The organism is Staphylococcus equorum (assembly GCF_029024965.1).
Taxonomy (GTDB): domain Bacteria; phylum Bacillota; class Bacilli; order Staphylococcales; family Staphylococcaceae; genus Staphylococcus; species Staphylococcus equorum.
In genome coordinates this window covers 1,192,604-1,212,884 of sequence record NZ_CP118982.1, presented here as the reverse complement: position 1 = coordinate 1,212,884, position 20,281 = coordinate 1,192,604, and the positions used below count along the sequence as shown (strand labels likewise).

At 32.9% G+C, this 20,281-nt stretch carries 14 protein-coding genes and 1 riboswitch; of the genes, 1 reads left to right on the top strand and 13 read right to left on the bottom strand.

Going from position 1 to position 20,281, the window contains the following annotated elements:
- Nucleotides 1-20: 20 nt before the first annotated feature.
- From PYW44_RS05875 to PYW44_RS05815, 13 genes are all read right to left on the bottom strand, one after another.
- Nucleotides 21-1,505 carry an amino acid permease gene (locus tag PYW44_RS05875; RefSeq protein ID WP_021339092.1) on the bottom strand — a complete coding sequence of 495 codons (1,485 nt, stop codon included), beginning with the start codon at nucleotides 1,503-1,505 and terminating at the stop codon, nucleotides 21-23.
- 219 nt (nucleotides 1,506-1,724) lie between these two features.
- Nucleotides 1,725-1,897, bottom strand: a riboswitch (Lysine riboswitch).
- A 71-nt stretch (nucleotides 1,898-1,968) separates the two neighbouring features.
- Complete coding sequence (gene thrS / locus PYW44_RS05870) at nucleotides 1,969-3,906, bottom strand: threonine--tRNA ligase (RefSeq protein WP_002507375.1); 1,938 nt, start codon at nucleotides 3,904-3,906, stop codon at nucleotides 1,969-1,971.
- A 340-nt stretch (nucleotides 3,907-4,246) separates the two neighbouring features.
- Nucleotides 4,247-5,170 carry a primosomal protein DnaI gene (gene dnaI, locus PYW44_RS05865; RefSeq protein WP_021339091.1) on the bottom strand — a complete coding sequence of 308 codons (924 nt, stop codon included), beginning with the start codon at nucleotides 5,168-5,170 and terminating at the stop codon, nucleotides 4,247-4,249.
- Nucleotides 5,171-6,565 carry a replicative helicase loading/DNA remodeling protein DnaB gene (locus PYW44_RS05860; protein ID WP_021339090.1) on the bottom strand — a complete coding sequence of 465 codons (1,395 nt, stop codon included), beginning with the start codon at nucleotides 6,563-6,565 and terminating at the stop codon, nucleotides 5,171-5,173.
- Nucleotides 6,566-7,036, bottom strand: a complete 471-nt coding sequence (gene nrdR, locus PYW44_RS05855) for a transcriptional regulator NrdR (protein ID WP_021339089.1) — start codon at nucleotides 7,034-7,036, stop codon at nucleotides 6,566-6,568. It lies immediately after the preceding gene.
- A 393-nt stretch (nucleotides 7,037-7,429) separates the two neighbouring features.
- Nucleotides 7,430-8,455, bottom strand: coding sequence for a type I glyceraldehyde-3-phosphate dehydrogenase (gene gap, locus PYW44_RS05850; RefSeq protein WP_021339088.1), 1,026 nt, complete (start codon nucleotides 8,453-8,455; stop codon nucleotides 7,430-7,432).
- 299 nt (nucleotides 8,456-8,754) lie between these two features.
- Nucleotides 8,755-9,378 (bottom strand): dephospho-CoA kinase, encoded by a 624-nt coding sequence (gene coaE / locus PYW44_RS05845; protein WP_021339087.1) that lies wholly within the window; start codon nucleotides 9,376-9,378, stop codon nucleotides 8,755-8,757.
- A 15-nt stretch (nucleotides 9,379-9,393) separates the two neighbouring features.
- Nucleotides 9,394-10,266: a bifunctional DNA-formamidopyrimidine glycosylase/DNA-(apurinic or apyrimidinic site) lyase gene (mutM, locus tag PYW44_RS05840; RefSeq protein WP_002512483.1), complete on the bottom strand. Its 873-nt coding sequence runs from the start codon at nucleotides 10,264-10,266 to the stop codon at nucleotides 9,394-9,396.
- A 15-nt stretch (nucleotides 10,267-10,281) separates the two neighbouring features.
- A complete protein-coding gene (gene polA, locus PYW44_RS05835) occupies nucleotides 10,282-12,912 on the bottom strand; it encodes a DNA polymerase I (protein WP_021339086.1) in 2,631 nt (876 codons plus the stop codon).
- 190 nt (nucleotides 12,913-13,102) lie between these two features.
- Nucleotides 13,103-14,797, bottom strand: coding sequence for a two-component system histidine kinase PnpS (gene pnpS, locus PYW44_RS05830; protein ID WP_002512485.1), 1,695 nt, complete (start codon nucleotides 14,795-14,797; stop codon nucleotides 13,103-13,105).
- The gene (locus PYW44_RS05825; RefSeq protein ID WP_002507366.1) at nucleotides 14,797-15,507 is read right to left on the bottom strand and encodes a response regulator transcription factor; all 711 of its coding nucleotides are present in this window, start codon (nucleotides 15,505-15,507) and stop codon (nucleotides 14,797-14,799) included. The genes pnpS and PYW44_RS05825 overlap by 1 nt, the downstream gene beginning before the upstream one ends.
- Before the next feature lie 471 nt (nucleotides 15,508-15,978).
- Nucleotides 15,979-17,247: an NADP-dependent isocitrate dehydrogenase gene (gene icd, locus PYW44_RS05820; protein ID WP_021339085.1), complete on the bottom strand. Its 1,269-nt coding sequence runs from the start codon at nucleotides 17,245-17,247 to the stop codon at nucleotides 15,979-15,981.
- Between the two features lie 104 nt (nucleotides 17,248-17,351).
- Nucleotides 17,352-18,470, bottom strand: coding sequence for a citrate synthase (locus PYW44_RS05815; protein ID WP_021339084.1), 1,119 nt, complete (start codon nucleotides 18,468-18,470; stop codon nucleotides 17,352-17,354).
- 356 nt (nucleotides 18,471-18,826) lie between these two features.
- Here PYW44_RS05815 and PYW44_RS05810 point away from each other — a divergent pair, with 356 nt between their 5' ends.
- Nucleotides 18,827-20,191, top strand: coding sequence for an amino acid permease (locus PYW44_RS05810; protein WP_021339083.1), 1,365 nt, complete (start codon nucleotides 18,827-18,829; stop codon nucleotides 20,189-20,191).
- Nucleotides 20,192-20,281 lie beyond the last annotated feature (90 nt).

The following is a 20,281-nucleotide window of genomic DNA, read 5'->3' as shown; positions in this document are numbered from 1 at the left end:
CAAGTCAACAACTTTTCTATTTATTTATCGTCCATTTTAACATTTTGTCTTAAATCCACTTGTTCTAATGGTATTATTTTTGTTTTATAACGTAGTTTATGATAAATGAAGAATGCTAAGAATACTGGAATACCCATATATGTGATAACAAATCTATTGAGATCAAAATCTCCTGATTGGATGAAATCAACATCTTGTCCAATAATTACAAGTACACACAAGACACCTGCAAAAATAGGCCCGAATGGGAATAATTTAGCTTTATATTTTAATTTTGATTTATCATAGTTTTGTTTATCAAAAGCTTTTCTAAATCTGTAATGACTGACTGCAATACCAACCCATGCAATAAAACCAGTCAGACCACTTGCAGCAACGATATATTCATAAGCGTCACCGCTTAAATGTTGTAATACAAAGATAATTACTACGATTACTGCTGTAGCGAGTAATGATACATACGGTACACCACTTCTATTTGTTTTACCAAATATAGGATATGCAAGCTTATCTTTACTCATTGAATATAGCATACGTGTTGAAGCATACATACCTGAGTTACCTGCTGATAATACCGAAGTCAGTATAACAGCATTCATGAATGAGGCTGCAAATGCTAGCCCTGCATTTTGGAATACAAGTGTAAATGGTGAAGTTGAAATATCATCTCCGCCACCCATAAGTGATGGACTATCGTATGGTATCAACATACCAATTACAAAGATTGCAAGAATATAGAATATCAATATTCTCCAGAACACTTGTTTAATTGCCTTAGGAACCGCGCGCTCTGGATTTTCAGACTCTCCTGCTGTAATACCAATAAGTTCAGTACCTTGGAATGAAAAGCCTGCTACCAAGAACACACCTAAAATCGCTAAGATACTTCCTCCAAAGCCATCACCTAAAATAGGACCACTACCTTGAGTGAACGTGTCAAAACCAACAAACTCTCCACCCATGATACCAACTATTGTCAATAAACCGATTGCAATAAAGATAATCACAGTAACTACTTTAATCAAAGCAAACCAATATTCACTTTCGCCAAATACTCTAACGGACAATGCATTCAGTCCAAATATAATAATTAAGAATAGACAGCTCCAACTCCAAGCTGGAATACCTGACATTGGTGTCCAATACTGTATTACTTGTGCAGCAATCGTTACATCGGCTGCAACAGTAATTACCCAGTTAAACCAATAGTTCCAACCTAATGCGAATCCTAGAGATGGATCAACAAAACGTGTAGCATATGTACTAAATGATCCTGACACTGGTAAATATGTTGCCATTTCTCCTAGAGAAGTCATGAGGAAGAATACCATTGCTCCAATGATTGCGAAGGCTAAGAGCGCACCTAAACCACCTGCATCATGTATTGCACCACCAGAAGTCATAAATAAACCAGTCCCAATACAACCTCCAATTGCAATCATGGATATATGGCGATCTTTCAGCCCCCTTTGAACACCATCATTTTGATTCACTTGTTTTGCCATAGACGCTTCCCTTCCTTAAATATAGAGGTTAACTTACTATATGATTAAGATTCATACTATTTATAGTTTGAGCAGTAGTTCATTGTAATTAACTATATGGAATTACACAACAATTATAATTTTCGCTCTTTCCCGTTAACGTATTTATGATAATCCATTTGACTAAAAATAAAATGGTTGCATACCTATTAGATATGCAACCATTTTAATAATAGCATTTATATAGGTAGCACATCACATATGTGACAGTCCAGTTTCTTTCGATAACTGGCCCAACCTGTATAGTTAATGGACAATACAAGTTTCGGCATCTTCACCTTTCTATTATTCAACATATGCCCCATTCGGCTTCTGAATAATTACTCATTGAAAATGCAACCTCTAACTCAAATTTAATTTTAATATGAATGTGAACTAACTTCACTATTCTGTAATATACATGATTTCTTCAAGAGTTTCAAGACTATCTTTGTTTTTTCAATCTAATCTCATCGAGTAAATTCCAAATGAATTCTTCTTTTTCTAACGTTTCTTGATCTTGGGAACCATATTTTCGTACATTTACTTCATTGTTTTCTACTTCTTTGTCCCCTACAACGAGTTGGTAAGGTATTTTTTGCATTTGTGCTTCTCTAATTTTATAACCCATTTTTTCATTACGATCATCAATTTCAACTCTTACACCTTGAGATTTAAGCTCGTCTTGAATGTGTCTAGCATAATCATAATGTAAATCAACGTTAACAGGTATAATTTCTACTTGTTTTGGTGCTAACCATGCAGGGAATGCACCTTTTGTTTCTTCAGTTAAGAATGCGACGAAACGTTCCATAGTAGATACTACACCACGGTGAATGACTACTGGTCTATGTTGTTCTCCATCATTACCAATATAAGTTAAATCAAATTTCTCTGGTAACAAGAAGTCTAATTGGGCTGTAGATAATGTTTCTTCTTTGCCCATAGCAGTTTGAACTTGTACGTCAAGTTTCGGACCATAGAAGGCTGCTTCGCCTACTGCTTCTTCATAATCTAAACCAAGTTCGTCTACCGCTTCTTTCAACATACTTTCTGCTTTATTCCACATGTCATCGTCATCGAAATATTTTTCTTTATCTTCAGGATCTCTATAACTTACACGGAACTTATAATTTTCAAAGTTGAAATCTTTGTATACATCAACAATTAAATTTACAACACGTTTGAACTCTTCTTTAATTTGGTCCGGACGTACAAAAATATGCGCATCATTTAATGTCATTCCGCGGACACGTTGTAAACCAGAAACCGCACCACTCGCTTCATAACGATGCATAGTACCTAATTCAGCAATTCTAATAGGCAATTCACGATATGAATGTGGTTTATTTGCATAAATCATCATATGGTGCGGACAGTTCATTGGTCTTAAGACCATTTCTTCATGTTCATCTAATTTCATTGTTGGGAACATGTCTTCTTGATAATGGTCCCAATGACCTGATGTTTTGTATAAATCAACGTTGGCCATTACAGGAGTATAAACATGGTCATAACCCATACTTACTTCTTTATCTACAATATAACGTTCAATTTCACGACGAATTGTAGCACCGTTAGGCAACCAAAGTGGCAAACCTGCACCTACTAAAGGGTTGTTAGCAAATAGTTCTAAATCTTTGCCAATTTTACGGTGATCACGCTCTTTGCGTTCCTCCAACATTTTCAAATGTGCTTTCAATTCTTTTTTATCGAAAAATGCTGTGCCGTATATACGTTGTAACATTTTATTGTCACTATTTCCACGCCAATAAGCACCAGCTGTAGATAATAATTTAAATTCTTTTATTTTAGAAGTAGATGGTACATGAACACCACGACATAAATCAGTGAACTCTCCTTGGGAATATAAAGTCACATTTTCATCTTCTGGAATAGCATCGATTAATTCTTGCTTATATGGGTCGTCTGAGAAAAATGATTTAGCTTCATTTCTAGAAACCACTTTACGTTCAATTGGATAGTTTTCATTAACAATTTGTTTCATTGTTTTTTCTATTTTTTCAAAATCATCTGATGAAATACTTTCTTCCATATCAAAGTCATAATAAAATCCACCATCAATTACCGGACCAACACCAAAATGAACATTACCATAGAGGCGTTTTAAGGCTTGTGCCATAAGATGTGCAGTAGAATGACGTAATACTTCTAGCGCTTCATCAGAACCAGGTGTAACGATTTCAATTGAGCCATCTTCGTCAATTGGTCTAGTTAAATCAATGAGTTGTCCATTTAATTTACCAGCTACAGCTTTTTTTCTTAATCCTGGACTTATAGAATGTGCAATATCTTCTGTAGTTGTACCTTTATCAAACACTTTTGAATTGCCATCTGGAAATTTAATATTTATTTGCTCCATAAAAACCCTCCTATTTATTCAAGCACTTAAATCAAAATGAAATGATGTTTATACTGAATTAGACTCAAAAACAAAAAGACCCCATCCCTAAAAAGGGACGAGGTCTTCGCGGTACCACCCTAAATTAAAGTTATGATGTAATAACTTTACTCTACGTAAGATAACGGTCTTGAGCCGGATGTTCATTACAACATCAATTATGAAGTAGTAATGAATAAACTTACTTACCAGCATCTCATCTTTTACTGGTTCTCTGTAAAGTAGTGGCTTATTCATCTCGTCTTCATTTCATTTGTTATGATTTAGATTTAATTATATTATACAACATTTATTTTAGATTTCAATCGTTCCTGTAATTTTTTCCTTCTAAGAAATATGGTGTTGATAATGTTTTGATTCTTTCCATGATTCTTGCAGACTTAGTTTTTTCTGTGCCGTCTCGCGTGACAGAGAGATGATATTCTAATTCTTCAAAACTTAAATTAGAACTGAAAAATGTAGGTAACTCTTGAACCATACGATAATGTAACAGTGGGCCAATCACTTCATCTCTTGCCCATGGTGTAATGTCTTCAGCACCTATATCATCTAACATTAATATATTTGCTTCTCTTACTCTAGAGAGTTTCGTTTCAAAAGTACCATCTTTAAATCCGCCTTTAAGTGAACGGATGAATTCTGGTAGATAAACAATTGTAGATGGAATTTTTTCAGTTTTTAATTGATTTGCAATTGCGCCAAGGATAAATGATTTACCAGTACCAAATGGGCCATGTAAATACAAACCTTTAATTTGGGGCTCTTTATTTGTTATTTTTTCACAAATTTGGTTAGCAGCCATTGCGACATCTAATCGATCTCTTCTATCCATATATATATCTTCAAGTTTTGCGTCTAGTGTGTCACGTTGCATATGGTGCGATGTAATTAAATGTTTATTAAACCGTTCTTCGTCGTGTTTAATTTTACAAGGACAAGGTAAATAGCGAATTTTTATATGATTATGTTCGATATATAATTCAGGAATATGACCTGTCACAAAATTGGGACAGTCTTTTAGTTTATGACCATCATAACGCTTTTCTTGATCTTTATATTCTTGTAAAATATTCAAATCTTCATCTATCATCGCATTTGTCAGTTCAGCTTTATGCGACTCTAAAAACTGTTTAACGTCTGGATCATTGACGACATCTTTTTTTATCTTGGCAATTTTTTTTGATAAATCATTTGAATCACCCATAATTTGATTAAATGGTTTCATCTACTTGTCCTCCTTCCATCTATCTTTAAGTTGATTTAAAAACTGTTCTCTATCATTCTTCAATTTTTCATCATCTTCATTATTATTTGAAGTGTCAGTTTCTGTTTTATTATCTCGTTCTTCTAACCATTTAGGTGTCATTTCTCTCGATGCTAATTGTTTTTGTTTATAATAAGACTTAGATGATTTGTTTTCCGTCTTAGGTTGATTCACTTTTATCGCATAATTATATGCTTGTTCAGCTGTTTTGATGCCTTTTTTCTTCCAATTTGATGCTATTTCAAAAATGTAAGTCTTCGGTAGCTTCATATCTTCTTTCAACATCACAAATTGTAACAGTATATTAATGACACCGAATGACAATTGTTCACGTTCTACTAATTCTTCAATCATATACTTTTGTTGTGTTGTTGGTTCAGATTCTGACCAAGACGCTAACATATCTATGGGACTTGTTTCTTCTAATTGTTTTAGCCAAGTAACAGATTTTTCCTCATCTTGCGTTTGGTTGTTATTCTGCACTTGAGTAGCTTGAGTTGTACTATCTGCATAATTGTTAGTTTTGATATTTAAAGATGGCATTTGTTGTTCATGCTCCATCAAATAATAAGTTCTTGCATGTTTTCTTAATTCTTCAAACGAAAGTTCTTGCGCGCTTGTTATCGATTTTAAAATGATACGTTTCATCGGCTCCGGCGTCAAACCATATAAAGTCGCGATTTGTGTAATTAAAGCTTTGGCTTCTTTATCAATAATTTTTGTGCTGATAAAGTGGTTTTGCAATAAATCATATAATGTTTCAAAATCAAAGTGCACTTGTGACAAGTTTAAACCTTCATATGCCGTTTCACTTTGGATTTCATTTGTATTGTCATCTAATGACTTGTTAGGTACTTTAAACACATCAGTGAAATTTCGTGTCACATCTTGATACTTGCTAAAGTCAATTTGCTTTTTATGTTCAAAATGGCGTTTCAATTGTTGATAGCGTTGTTTGCTTACTTCACTAAACAAATACACTGATAACATTGGATCACTGAAAAATTGTTTTGCTGATGGTGGTTGGACAAGCTGATAAACAAAAGACGAATGCTGCGCATCATGATTCACTAATGTTTTAACTAAACCAATTCCCTCTAATAAGTCCATATCTTTTCTAAATTCTAATAAATTAATCTTTAACTCACTCATAATTATATAGTGCGTCAATACAGAATCCGTTTCATATTCAACAAACTGATTCAAATAATGATATAAACCAATTGCATTTGCACCAATCATTGGTGTAAACAATCTATTTAAAATTTCTAAATGCTTACTGTTCAAATAGAAATTGCGCACAACAGTAAAATTATCATGTGGTCTCAAACCATAATCATATGATTGTAACCCCATTTAAGAATCACTCCGTTTATTTCCAGCTAAAATACCTTGCATAGATTGTAATAGTTGATCTACATCCTTAAACTCTTTATATACAGATGCAAATCTTACATACGACACTTGGTCTACGTGCATAAGTAAATTCATTACATGCTCTCCAATTTCACTTGAAGAAATTTCTGCATGTCCTTCATCACGTAACTTCCATTCAACATTATTCGTAATATCTTCTAATTGTTGATAACGGACTGGTCTTTTTTCACATGAACGCACCAATCCATTTAAAATCTTTTCACGTGAAAATTGTTCTCGCGTACCATCTTTTTTTACTACAATGAGTGGTCTTTTTTCTATATGTTCAAAAGTTGTGAATCTCGTACTACACTTTTCACATTCTCTTCTTCGTCGAATCGCATTAACTTCATCTGCATGTCTAGAGTCTACAACACGAGAATGAGTCGAATTACATTTCGGGCATTTCATCGAATTATCACCCTCTCGTTTTGATTACTTATCATTATACTATAAATATGTATGTCACAAAAGAATCACTATGACACATGTAAAATACTTATTGCATTATGTAATTTTTATCACTAATATTCCAAATATTGATAGAATTTAACATGCTAATTGCGTCTCTATGATAGTAAGTTTAACATGCTAAGTAATTTCATCATTACTTTTTTCTACAATCATCTAGTATATAGGTTTAAACGACAAATTGAAAACTCCTTTCAAAGTAAGCACTAACAATGTGCATTACTTCAAAAGGAGTATATATAACACTTTCTATCATCATGTCGTACAGTCTAAACATTATGGATTCTTAGCATTTAATCAATTAGTTAATTATTAAATGTTATAATTTGTACTTTAATTTGTGACAGCGCCAACATCATTTTTGAGTAATTGACCTATTTGTTCAGCCACATCTACAACTCTATTTGAATAGCCCCATTCGTTATCATACCAAGCGATTACTTTGACTTTATTGTCACCCATAATCATTGTGCTTTGTGTATCAATAATTGCTGAATGTGGATTTGTATTAAAGTCCATAGATACTAAAGGTGCATCTTCTGTTGCAATCACACCACCTAAGTCATTATCTTTAAATGCTTGATTGACTTGTTCAGCCGTTACATTCGTGTCTAAATCAACGACTAAATCTACTAATGAAACATTCTTCGTTGGCACTCTTAATGCCATACCATGTAATTTACCATCTAATTCAGGTAGTACTTCTGTTAATGCCTTTGCAGCACCTGTTGAAGTTGGAATAATACTTTCATTACAAGAACGCGCACGTCTTAAATCTTTATGCGGATTATCTATATTATTTTGATCATTCGTAATGGCATGAACCGTTGTCATCAAACCATTTTGTATACCAAATTGATCATTTAATACTTTAGCAACCGGACCAATACAGTTAGTCGTACATGAAGCATTGCTAAATATGTCATACTGTTCAATGTCTAATTGTTTATTATTAACACCTTTGACAATCATTTGGACTTCTCCACCTTTAGATGGACCCGTGAGCAATACTTTTTTAGCACCTGCATTAATATGTGCAACAGCTTTATCTCCATGATTGAATTTTCCGGTAGCCTCAATAACGATATCGATGTTTAGCGTTTCCCAAGGTAAGTGCTCAGGATTTCTTTCTGCTACAAGCTTAATCTCATGGTTATCGACTTTGACCCCATTTTCTATAGGCTCTACTTTTAAATCGTAAGCACCATGAGTTGTATCATAATTAATTAGGTGGGCAATCGTTTCAGGTGGGTAGCTCGCATTAATTGCTACTACATTTAAATCCTTATTTTTCAAAGCGATTCTTAATACCATCCTTCCTATTCTACCCATTCCATTAATTGCAATATTTGTCGTCATTCAAAGCACCCCTTATTTTTGTGTTATACTTTATGGAAATAGTATAACATAAATAAAAGTACAAGAAAGCGTTTTCTAAAATAAAATCAAAAAAATTTGCATTCCGCTTACCTAAGAGCTTAAAGAGACCTTTTCGAGATAATTTCATCTGTATAATTTGAAATCATAGTAAAAAAGTACTACTCAAACTTAGATTATAAGTTGAGTAGCACTTCAGAATACACTTATTAAACCATACTAATGTATATTAAATCAAGCATACGATAATTATCATTTAAAAACTCACTTAAAAAGATGATTTACTGCGCTTCTTCTTCAGTATTGTTGTGAATATAGCCTTCTTCTACAAGCATTCTTTCTAAGTTCTGCTTCAATTCTAATTTCGTATCACGGTTATCAATTTCACGATCCGCCATTCTACGTTTTTTATCGATTGAAATTTGACTATAAACACGTGCTTTCGCATCTTCCATTGATAAATTATTACGTTCCATCAATCTATCAATTTGAATACTTTCAGAAGTGTATACTAACCAAACCTCATCCACTGTATCTTGTAAGTCATTTTCAAATAATAACGGAATATCCATAATGACATTATAGCCTTGCTCAAGATAAGCTTCTTTTTCTTCTTCCATGATGTCTCTAACAATAGGATGAATAATTTCATTTAATTCCAATCTTTTCTCTGGATGATTAAATATGACATCTCCTACATATGATCGATTCATATTGCCATCTTCATCTATCGCTTCTTCTCCAAATGCTTCTTTAACTTGTTCTAGTCCTTTGGTACCTTTTTCTACTGCTTGGCGTGATGCAACATCTGCATCTACGACTTTAAAACCATGTACGGTTAATAATTCCGAAACACTGGATTTACCTGATGCGATACCACCTGTTAGTCCTATAACCTTTGGCATAATATCACTCTTCCTTTATTTTTGACATGTAGCGCAGAAATGACTATTTCTCGTTGCAATAACTTGAGTTTCAATATCACTTCCACACACTTTACATATCTTTTGTTTATAAACATTAAGATGTAATTGCATCGTACCTGTACTACCGTCTGCATGACGATAATCAGATATGCTCGTTCCACCATATTTTATACCCGCTTCTAATACATCTCGAACATAATAAAATAATATTTCTCGTTCTTGATTATTCAACTCTTTTGATAGACGCGCTGGATGGATACCTGCTCTAAAAAGCGCTTCACACGCATAAATGTTACCACAGCCGGAAATGACCCGATGATCTAAAATCATTTGCTTAATAGGCTTGTTTTGGTAAAGTTTTTTATTAAACCATGATAAATAATGTGGCATTGCTTCTTCATCAAATGGTTCTGGAGCAATTTCTAAAAATGAGGGATACGCCTCAAATGATGGCACATTTCTAATTTCACCGAAGCGGCGAATATCAGAATAGACAAGCAACTTATCATTATTTAATTTAAATATAACATGCCAATGTTTACGATAATTTGGAACACTAATATCCTCTATCTTATCGACCACAAAGAAACCACCAGCCATACCTAGATGGCTAATAAGTATTCTTTCTTCACCGTTTTTCTCTAAGTAGAAAACGATATACTTACTTCGTCTATCTATATCACTAATTGTAAAATGCTCAGTAAAGCGTCTGAACGTATCTAATTCTAAACCTTTAATTATCGTCTCACGTTGGTTTGCTTTACCTTCATGCACTTTGTCAGAAAAAGTAACTGATTCAATTGTTTGTCCTTTAACAAAAGGCTTAATACCTCTTTTCACATGTTCTACTTCTGGTAATTCAGGCAATATAATACCTTCTTTCTATTTTGCATCGTACCATGTTTGACCATAGCTAGATTCAACTTTTAATGGCACATCTAACTCTATCGCATTATCCATAATCTTTTCAATGAATTTTTCAAACGCTTCTACTTCTTCTTTAGGTACTTCAAAAATCAATTCATCGTGCACTTGTAATAATAGTTGTGCATGGAAATCTGTTTCTTTAACTTCATTTGCAAAATTAACCATGGCTAATTTAATAATATCTGCAGCTGTACCTTGAATTGGTGTATTCATCGCAGTTCTTTCTGCAAAACCTCTCAAATTAAAGTTTCTACTTGTGATATCTGGTATATATCTACGACGATGTAATAACGTTTCAACATAGCCCTGAGCTTTGCAGTCTTTAACAATATCTTCCATATATTGTTTAACCCCAGGGAAACTATCTAGATAATCATCAATAAATTGTTTCGCTTGTTTTCTTGTTATGCCTAAACTCTGGCTTAGACCATAATCGCTTATGCCATAAACAATTCCGAAATTTACTGCCTTCGCTTGTCTACGCATCGTGCTATCAACGTCATCTGGTTGTACATTGAATACTTTCATAGCTGTAGCTGTGTGAATGTCTTCATCATTAATAAATGCTTGTTTCATACTTTCATCTTGCGTGATGTGCGCCAATACTCTTAATTCAATCTGCGAGTAATCGGCTGCAAATATGACATTGTTTTCGTCTGTAGATTTAAAAGCTTTTCTGATTTTTCTACCTTCTTCTAAACGAATAGGTATATTTTGTAGGTTAGGATCAATAGATGACAATCTACCAGTTTGTGCAAGTGTTTGGTTAAAGCGTGTATGGATACGATTATCCTCAGCGATCACTTTTTGCAATCCTTCTACATACGTAGACTGTAATTTAGCAAGTTGTCTATACTCAAGGATATGCTCAATAATAGAATGTTCACCTTGTAATTGTTCTAACACATCTACTGCTGTGGAATAACCTGTCTTCGTTTTTTTAATTACAGGTAACTCTAATGTTTCAAATAATACAACACCTAACTGTTTTGGTGAATTGATATTAAATGGCTCTCCTGCAGCTTCATGTATATTTTTTATTAACACATCTAATTTACTTTGAATCTCTTTTTCCATTTCTTTTAAATCATTAGCGACTGTATAAATACCTGTTTCTTCCATTTCACTTAAAATACGTGCCAATGGTAATTCTAAATCATTTAGTAAATCTGTTTGATTATATTCATCTAGTTGCTTTGCCATTTTGGGCTTAATTGCACTAATTGCTTCTATAATGGTTGCTACATGGTGATTCAGAACATCATCTTCAGGCAATTGTCTTTTTTTGCCTTTACCATAAACAGCGATGGTTTGTTGTACATAATATTGACCATAATTCGTAACAACTGAATTGACATCATCTATTGTACGTGATGGGTCAATAATATAACTTGCTAACATCACATCAAACACAATGTGTTTAATCGCAATATCTAATCTATGTGCAACAACATATGATTTTTTAGCATCATATACATTCTTTTCTGTAGTACTATCTTCTAACCATGCAATAAGTGCTGGATAATCATGCATCTTATGTGCATCAATAACAACATGGTGCGTGCCATCATATAAAGCAAACTTTAATATGTCATCTTTTAAGTAATTAGAACCATCTAACTCAAAATGTATAGATGCAGCGTCTAAGTTGTTAAAATCAACCTGTGCAAAATCACTTGCTATATTGATTTCCATTTCTTCCACACTTGAGCTACTGCCATCAACGTCTATTTGGTCTAACAACTGTTTAAACTCTAATTTTTTAAATAATTCAATTTTATCATTTGTATCTGGATTTTCTTGCAATTTAGTCTCGTTTAAAGATACTTCAATTGGACTTTCACAATTAATTGTCGCAAGTTCCTTACTCATTAAGGCATCATCTTTGCTATTTTCAAGTTTCTCTTTTAATTTCTTCCCAGAGACTTCATCTAGATGTTCGTAGACATTTTCCACATTTGAAAATTGTTTCAATAATTTAATCGCTGTTTTTTCACCAACACCTGCAACACCTGGAATATTGTCTGAAGTGTCACCCATTAAGCCTTTCATATCAATAATTTGTTCAGGTACCAAACCATCATATTTTTCTGAAATAAATTCCGGTGTGTAATGATCAACATCTGTCACACCTTTTTTAGTGTAATAGATTGTAACGTCATCTGTAGCAAGTTGTGTTAAATCTCGGTCACCAGTTACAATAATTGTTTGGAATTTTTCTTCATTTGCTTGTTTACTTAGCGTACCGATAATATCATCCGCTTCATAATTCTCTAACTCATAACGTTTAATTTGATAAGCATCTAATAATTGTCTGATATAAGGAAATTGTTCACTTAATTCAGGCGGTGTTTTTTGACGTCCACCTTTATACTCACTATATTGTGAGTGTCTGAACGTGGTCTTTCCAGCATCGAATGCAACTAAGAAATGTGTGGGCTGTTCTTCTTTTATAATTTTTTCAAGCAACATCGCAAAACCATACACGGCATTGGTATGAATACCTGCCTTATTTTGTAACAATGGCAAAGCGTAAAAAGCTCTAAAGCTAAGACTGTTACCATCAACTAAGATTAATTTATTCAATGTTTTAACCTCCAACACATATTTACTATCCATTTTATCACAAATTATAACTCTACCCGTATTGATACGACATATCTTCTGGTTTTCATTGCAATATAAAAAAATCGACCTAACAACATAAAGTTAATTAGATCGACTATCATTTTAATTTTGTATAAAATCACACAACAATTATAAATTTAAAGTATACTTATTCTGTTTCAAAAAATGTAATTCTAAATGTTGATCCTTCATTCGGACTACTAATTACATTAATTCTACCATTATGGGCTTCCATAATATGTTTTGTAATAGACAATCCTAAGCCTGTGCCACCTGAATCTCTACTACGTGCTTTATCTACTCTATAAAAGCGTTCAAAAATATGTTTTTGGTCTTCTTCACTTATACCCATACCGAAATCTTCTACTTCTAGTATACGCTTATTGCCCTCTTTATATACACGCACAATAACTTCATCCGATTCCTTAGAGTAACTAATTGCATTGGATAGTAAATTGATAACAACTTGTGAAACTTTATCATTATTTGCATCAATGACAATATCAGGTGTCACTTCATTTACAATTGTTATATCTTTACTTTCAGCAATCGTCTGCATATTTTTAATCGTTAGTTCCGCAATGTCAGACAAACTAATATATTCAGTTTCTATTTCAGATTGTTGTTCGACATGAGATAAATCTAGTAAATCAAAAACTAAGGTTTCTATGCGATTAGATTCTTTAGAAATGATTTGTAAAAAATCATCTAATGCCTGTTCATCATTTTTTGCCCCATCTAGTAATGTTTCAGCAAATCCTTTTATTGAAGTAATAGGTGTTTTTAATTCGTGTGATACATTTGCTACAAATTCACGACGTAAATTTTCAAGCTTTTTAAGGTTTGTGATGTCATGCATAACAATAACCATGCCATATAAATTTTTCTTAGTTTTTGACAAAATTGGTACGCAAGCAGTATCAAAATATTTCTGATGCACTTGATCTATGGTTAATTCTACTTGATCATAAATAGGTTTTTCTACTTTAAACGCATCAACAATAAGTTTTTGGATTTTAACATCGATAAACTCAACATAACTTTTATGCTCTACTGCTTCTTCAGGCGTAAATAACTCATAATATGCTTTATTTGCTACAACAATTTCACCATATTTATCAATCATTAATATGGAACTCGGAATACTTTCTACAGTTGTTTTTAGCCTATTGGATTGTAGCTTTTGCTTATGATTTAAACGTTGTAAACGTCTAGCTAATTCATTTGTAGTAACGAACAACTCTCTCGTCTCTTTTACGTTGCTCTCTGGCACCCTCACATGATAATACCCCTCAGCCAAAAGGTTCGTGGCATACGTTACTTCATTAATAGGTCTTATATACGTTCTATTGATACTTCGAACGACAAAGAAAATAATCACTAAAACAATTAAACCAATTAAAGCCGTGTATTTCCACAGTTCAATTTGTAATTCTAAGATTTCATTATTTACACCACTAATCAAAACATCTTTATCTTTGATTGAAGTCTTGAATGTATATCTTCGATCATCAGCTACTTTATCATAAATTAAGTTCGAAGGAATAGCATCATTTCTTATATCTTCATTTATCTCAGTTCCTTGTTTTGTGGACAACAAGACATCGTTACCTTTTTCAATAACTACAGTATATTTTTCACTTTCAGCAATATCTTTGATTTCAGCTATTTTATCATGGTTGTACAAACTAACGAAATGCTCTGAACGATGCTCTAGGTCCCCTTCTTGACCCGTAGTAACCGTGTTATAAATAACATGTGTTATGATTGCGCCTAACATAATAAAGCTAATGATAACGATGGTACATAATAAAAATAAGAGGCGGTGATGAAACTTCAGCATTAAACCTTAGGTCTCTCCAACTTATATCCTAAACCTCGTACTGTTTTGATAAGTTTAGGTTGTTTTGGGTTTTCTTCTAATTTATCTCTTAAATGACTAATATGTACATCCACAATTCTAGAGTCACCCGCGAATTCATAATTCCATACTGAATTTAACATATGTTCACGTGTGATCACTCTACCCTGTCTTTCGATAAGATATAATAACAGTTCAAATTCTTTTGGTGTTAATTCTAATAATTCATCTTCTCTATACACTTCAAAATATTCTGGTCTAATTCTGATTGAACCAATAAGTATGTCATCTTCATCATTTTCAATTTGAGCTGCTTCTGTAACCATCGCAGATCTTCTTAAAATAGCTTTGACTCTTGCTACTACTTCTCTTGGTGAAAATGGTTTAGTCATGTAATCATCTGCACCAAGTTCTAGTCCTAGTACACGATCAAATTCATCATCTTTAGCTGTCAGCATTAAGATAGGTACAAGATTTTTATCAGAACGAATCGTTTTACAAACTTCTATTCCATCTTTTTTTGGAAGCATGACATCTAACACAACTAATTCGGGATTTGTAGCATTGACCTTCTCCAGTGCTTCTTCTCCATCATAAGCTACATCCACTATATACCCAGCTTGTTCTAAATTATATTTTAATAAGGTTACGATTGATTGCTCATCATCTACTACAAGTACTTTTTGTGACATAGTATACCTCCATATTTGTGTTTACAAATTAATTATAACTTATATTTAAATAAAAATAACATACTTTAAATTCTTTTCACATAAACTTTACAATACCTAGAATAAAGGATCAAATTAAGTATTCATGAATTTAATGTAATTGTGATGTTAACAATCTGTTGCGCTGTTGATTTCATTTCACTGATTTTTTTAAAAATCATACGTTAACAAAATCTTAACATTTAATTAACAACATGAACACTTATATCATTGAAAATATGCAATCCAGAGAAATTGTTCGAGTTAATATACATCAAACAACGTTCTTAAATTTACAATTTACATTAAAAAATGTGGATTAAATGCTATTTGTGAGGCACTTTTTACTAACTTATGAAAATCACAAAAAAATACCAACAAAATCCTAAGATATTGTTGGTATTTTTAAAATCAATTCGTATTGAATCTTTAAAGACTCAATACGAATTTGTATTATTTGATGTTTTTAATAAGTTCATCTGCAAACTCAGAAGTAGAAACTTCTTTAGCACCGTCCATTAAACGAGCAAAGTCGTAAGTTACCACTTTAGAAGCAATTGTTTTCTCAATTGATTCAGTGATCTTATCTGCAGCTTCTTGCCATCCTAAGTGTTCTAACATTAATGTTGCACTTAAAATTTCAGATGATGGGTTAACTTTATTTAATCCTGCATATTTTGGAGCTGTACCATGTGTAGCTTCAAAAATAGCATGACCAGTTTCATAGTTAATGTTTGCACCAGGTGCAATACCAATGCCGCCAACTTGTGCTGCTAACGCATCAGATACATAGTCACCATTTAAGTTCATTGTAGCTACTACATCATGATCTGATGGACGTGTTAAAATTTGTTGTAAGAAAATGTCAGCAATTGAATCTTTAACGATAATTTTGCCTTCTTTTTCTGCTTTTTCTTGCGCTTCGTTTGCTTTGTCTTTACCTTCTTTTTCAACAATTTCATCATATTGCTGCCAAGTAAATACTTTATCACCAAATTCGTTATGTGCTAAGTCATAACCCCATTGTTTAAATGCGCCTTCAGTAAATTTCATGATATTACCTTTGTGCACTAATGTTAATGATTTACGATTATTTTCTAAAGCATATTGTATAGAAGCACGTACTAAACGCTCTGTACCTTCTTTAGAAACTGGTTTCACGCCAATACCTGATGTTTCTGGGAATCTAATATTTTTAGCGCCCATTTCATTTTGTAAGAATTCAATTAATTTCTTAACTTCAGGTGTGCCTTCTTGGAATTCGATACCAGCATAAATGTCTTCAGTATTTTCACGGAAAATAACCATATCAGTGTCTTCAGGACGTTTAACTGGTGATGGAACGCCTTGGAACCAACGTACTGGACGTAGACATGTAAATAAATCTAATTCTTGACGTAAAGCAACGTTAAGTGAACGGATGCCGCCACCAATTGGTGTTGTTAAAGGACCTTTAATAGCAATTAAATATTCATTAATCGTATCAAGTGTTTCTTTAGGTAACCACTCGCCAGTTTCATCGTAAGCTTTTTGTCCAGCTAATACTTCTTTCCATTCGATTTTCTTTTCACCGCTATAAGCTTCTTCAACCGCTGCATCGATTACTCTGCTAGCCGCATTCCAAATATCTGGTCCAATACCATCACCAATAATAAATGGGATGATTGGATTATTTGGAACTGTTAAACCTTCTTGTGATTTTACTATTTTTTCTCCTGACATGTAAAAAAACCTCCGTGTTTTGTTTTTGATTAAATATTTTCTAAAAATATTGTTTGTACATTCATTATTACAATAAATATTTTAATAATGAATGATTAAACTTATTATCTTTTTTCTATTGGTTCATATTTTCTATCTGTTTCACCAATATACTCAGCTCTTGGACGCATAATTCTATTATCTCTATATTGTTCTAAGATATGTGCAATCCAACCAGAAGTTCTACTTACTGCAAAAATTGGAGTGAATAAATCATGTTCGATGTTCATACTATGATAAACGGTCGCACTAAAGAAATCCACATTGGCTATTAAGCCTTTTTCTTCTTTCATCTTATCAGCAATTTTAACGGAAATATCAAACAATTGACTTTGACCTGTTTCTGCTGTAATTTTTCTACTCATTTCTTTTAAGTATTTCGCTCTTGGATCACCATCTTTATATACGCGGTGTCCGAAGCCCATAATCTTTTCTTTATTTTCAATTTTTTTATCGATGTAATTATCAACTTCATCAATTGATTTCACTTCAGATAACATGCTCATGACACGTTCATTTGCCCCACCGTGAAGTGGACCTTTCAATGAACCAACTGCAGCAACAATACCTGAATACATATCGGATAATGATGAAACAGCACATCTTGCTGTAAATGTTGAGGCATTTAACTCATGGTCTGCGTGTAATACAAGCGCTTTGTTAAACGCTTCGACTTCGATATCTGTAGGCAATTCTCCTCTTAACATATATAAGAAGTTACCAGCATAATTTAAATCGCTATTTGGTTTTACAACATCTTTACCTTCTCTAACTCTTGCATATGCTGTAACAAGAGAAGCTATTTTAGCTTGAATACGTATCGCACGCTCCATTGTTTGTTCATCGCTTTCAGTTTCAGCATGTTCATCAAAATGGGCAATATAAGACACAGATGTTCTTAACGCTGTCATTGGATGCACGTTACTAGTAGCGTATTCTTTAAAGTGGCTATACACTCTAGGATTTAATGTCATGTATCCAAAAAGTTTTTCTTTTAATTCTTTTAATTCTTCTTCATTAGGTAATCGGTAGTGCCATAACAAGAAGACAACTTCTTCAAACTCAGCATTTTGAGCTAAATCATCAATATCATAACCTGCATATGTTAATTGACTATCAATGATAGAACTTACTTTAGTTTGAGATGCAATTACCCCTTCTAAACCTTTTTGTAACTCTGCCATATATAAATTCCCCTTTTCTATTTCGTTATGAAATGGCTTTCATTAACCATTATATCCAATTTCGTCCCTTTTGTGAATATTTAAAGTTTAATCCTCTTGCCAGAACACTAAGAAATAAGTATTTGTTTATATACCCTTAAAACACATCATGATATTAAATGGTGTTATAAACTCATTCTAGTATGTAAAGCCTTACAGTTCAATTTTAATTACTTTTCATTTGGTTATCATTATTAATAACTAATTATTAATGTAGTTTTACCCTTAATTTTTTTATGGTTCAGTTAAAAAACAGTTGTAATATTTTAAAGACAGTTGCATAATAATAAAACGACAAAATGAAGGGGTAGTAGATTATGTCAAACAATGAATTACAGAGAGAACTAAGCAACCGGCACATCCAGCTGATTGCAATTGGTGGCGCAATTGGTACAGGTCTGTTTTTAGGAGCTGGTCAAACAATCGCGTTAACTGGCCCTTCTATTTTACTTACATATATCATCATTGGTTTTATGCTATTTATGTTTATGCGTGGCTTAGGAGAAATGCTTGTAACAAATACTAATTTTAAGTCTTTCGCAGATGTCACGAATAAGTACATTGGTTCTTTTGCAGGTTTTGTGACTGGTTGGACTTATTGGTTATGTTGGATTATTACTGGTATGGCTGAGGTAACTGCAGTTGCTAAATATGTAAGTTTTTGGTTTCCTCACATTCCAAATTGGATCAGTGCATTATTCTGTGTACTTGTACTTATGTCACTTAATTTATTAAGTGCTAAACTATTTGGTGAATTAGAATTTTGGTTTGCAATCATTAAAATAGTAACGATTCTTGCTTTGATTGTTGTTGGTGCAATTATGATTATTATGGCCTATGACACACAATTTGGACATGCTTCATTATCTAATTTATACAATAATGGCATATTTCCTAAAGGTGTTAATGGATTTTTAATGTCATTCCAAATGGCTGTATTCTCATTTGTGGGTATCGAATTAATAGGTGTTACTGCAGGCGAAACTAAAGATCCGACTAAGACTCTACCGAAAGCAATTAATAGCGTTCCTTTACGTATATTAGTCTTTTATGTTGGTGCATTAGCTGTAATCATGTCAATTATCCCATGGAATGCTATAAATCCTGACGATAGTCCATTTGTTAGATTGTTCGCACTAATTGGTATTCCATTTGCAGCAGGCATTATTAATTTCGTTGTTCTAACTGCAGCGGCGTCTTCTTGTAACAGCGGCATTTTTTCTAACAGTCGTATGCTCTTTGGTCTTTCTAATCAAAAACAAGCACCGCCTTATTTTGCGTCAACGAATAAAAATGGCGTTCCGCACATTGCAATATTTGTCTCATGTGCATTACTGATGATTGCTGCTTTATTAAATTATATTGTCCCGAATGCGACACTCGTCTTCACTTATATCACCACTGTATCTACAGTGTTGTTTTTAGCTGTTTGGGCATTAATCATTGTTGCTTATATTAATTATACTAAACGTAACCCAGAAGCTCACAAACAGGCTAATTTTAAATTAGTAGGCGGTAAATATATGGGATATATCATCTTAATATTCTTCTTGTTAGTATTTTTTTTATTGTTCGTAAATGAAGTTACAAGAACAGCGGTATTTTTAACACCAATATGGTTCGTTATGCTAAGTTTAATGTACTTAAGATATAAAAAAGTAGCACGTACTCAAGGTAAATAAAAAACAGATATTTTCAAAATGAACTATCTATACACATTGCTTGCGAACCAATGTGTATAGATAGTTTTTATTATAATTAAAATCAAGAAT

What these genes read in the sequence shown, in the direction of transcription:
- PYW44_RS05875 (WP_021339092.1), bottom strand. Translation starts at nt 1,505, where the DNA reads ATGGCAAAACAAGTGAATCAAAATGATGGTGTTCAAAGGGGGCTGAAA.
- PYW44_RS05860 (WP_021339090.1), bottom strand. Translation starts at nt 6,565, where the DNA reads ATGGGGTTACAATCATATGATTATGGTTTGAGACCACATGATAATTTT.
- dnaI (WP_021339091.1), bottom strand. Translation starts at nt 5,170, where the DNA reads ATGAAACCATTTAATCAAATTATGGGTGATTCAAATGATTTATCAAAA.
- coaE (WP_021339087.1), bottom strand. Translation starts at nt 9,378, where the DNA reads ATGCCAAAGGTTATAGGACTAACAGGTGGTATCGCATCAGGTAAATCC.
- nrdR (WP_021339089.1), bottom strand. Translation starts at nt 7,036, where the DNA reads ATGAAATGCCCGAAATGTAATTCGACTCATTCTCGTGTTGTAGACTCT.
- PYW44_RS05815 (WP_021339084.1), bottom strand. Translation starts at nt 18,470, where the DNA reads ATGGCAGAGTTACAAAAAGGTTTAGAAGGGGTAATTGCATCTCAAACT.
- pnpS (WP_002512485.1), bottom strand. Translation starts at nt 14,797, where the DNA reads ATGCTGAAGTTTCATCACCGCCTCTTATTTTTATTATGTACCATCGTT.
- PYW44_RS05825 (WP_002507366.1), bottom strand. Translation starts at nt 15,507, where the DNA reads ATGTCACAAAAAGTACTTGTAGTAGATGATGAGCAATCAATCGTAACC.
- PYW44_RS05810 (WP_021339083.1), top strand. Translation starts at nt 18,827, where the DNA reads ATGTCAAACAATGAATTACAGAGAGAACTAAGCAACCGGCACATCCAG.
- thrS (WP_002507375.1), bottom strand. Translation starts at nt 3,906, where the DNA reads ATGGAGCAAATAAATATTAAATTTCCAGATGGCAATTCAAAAGTGTTT.
- icd (WP_021339085.1), bottom strand. Translation starts at nt 17,247, where the DNA reads ATGTCAGGAGAAAAAATAGTAAAATCACAAGAAGGTTTAACAGTTCCA.
- gap (WP_021339088.1), bottom strand. Translation starts at nt 8,455, where the DNA reads ATGACGACAAATATTGCAATTAATGGAATGGGTAGAATAGGAAGGATG.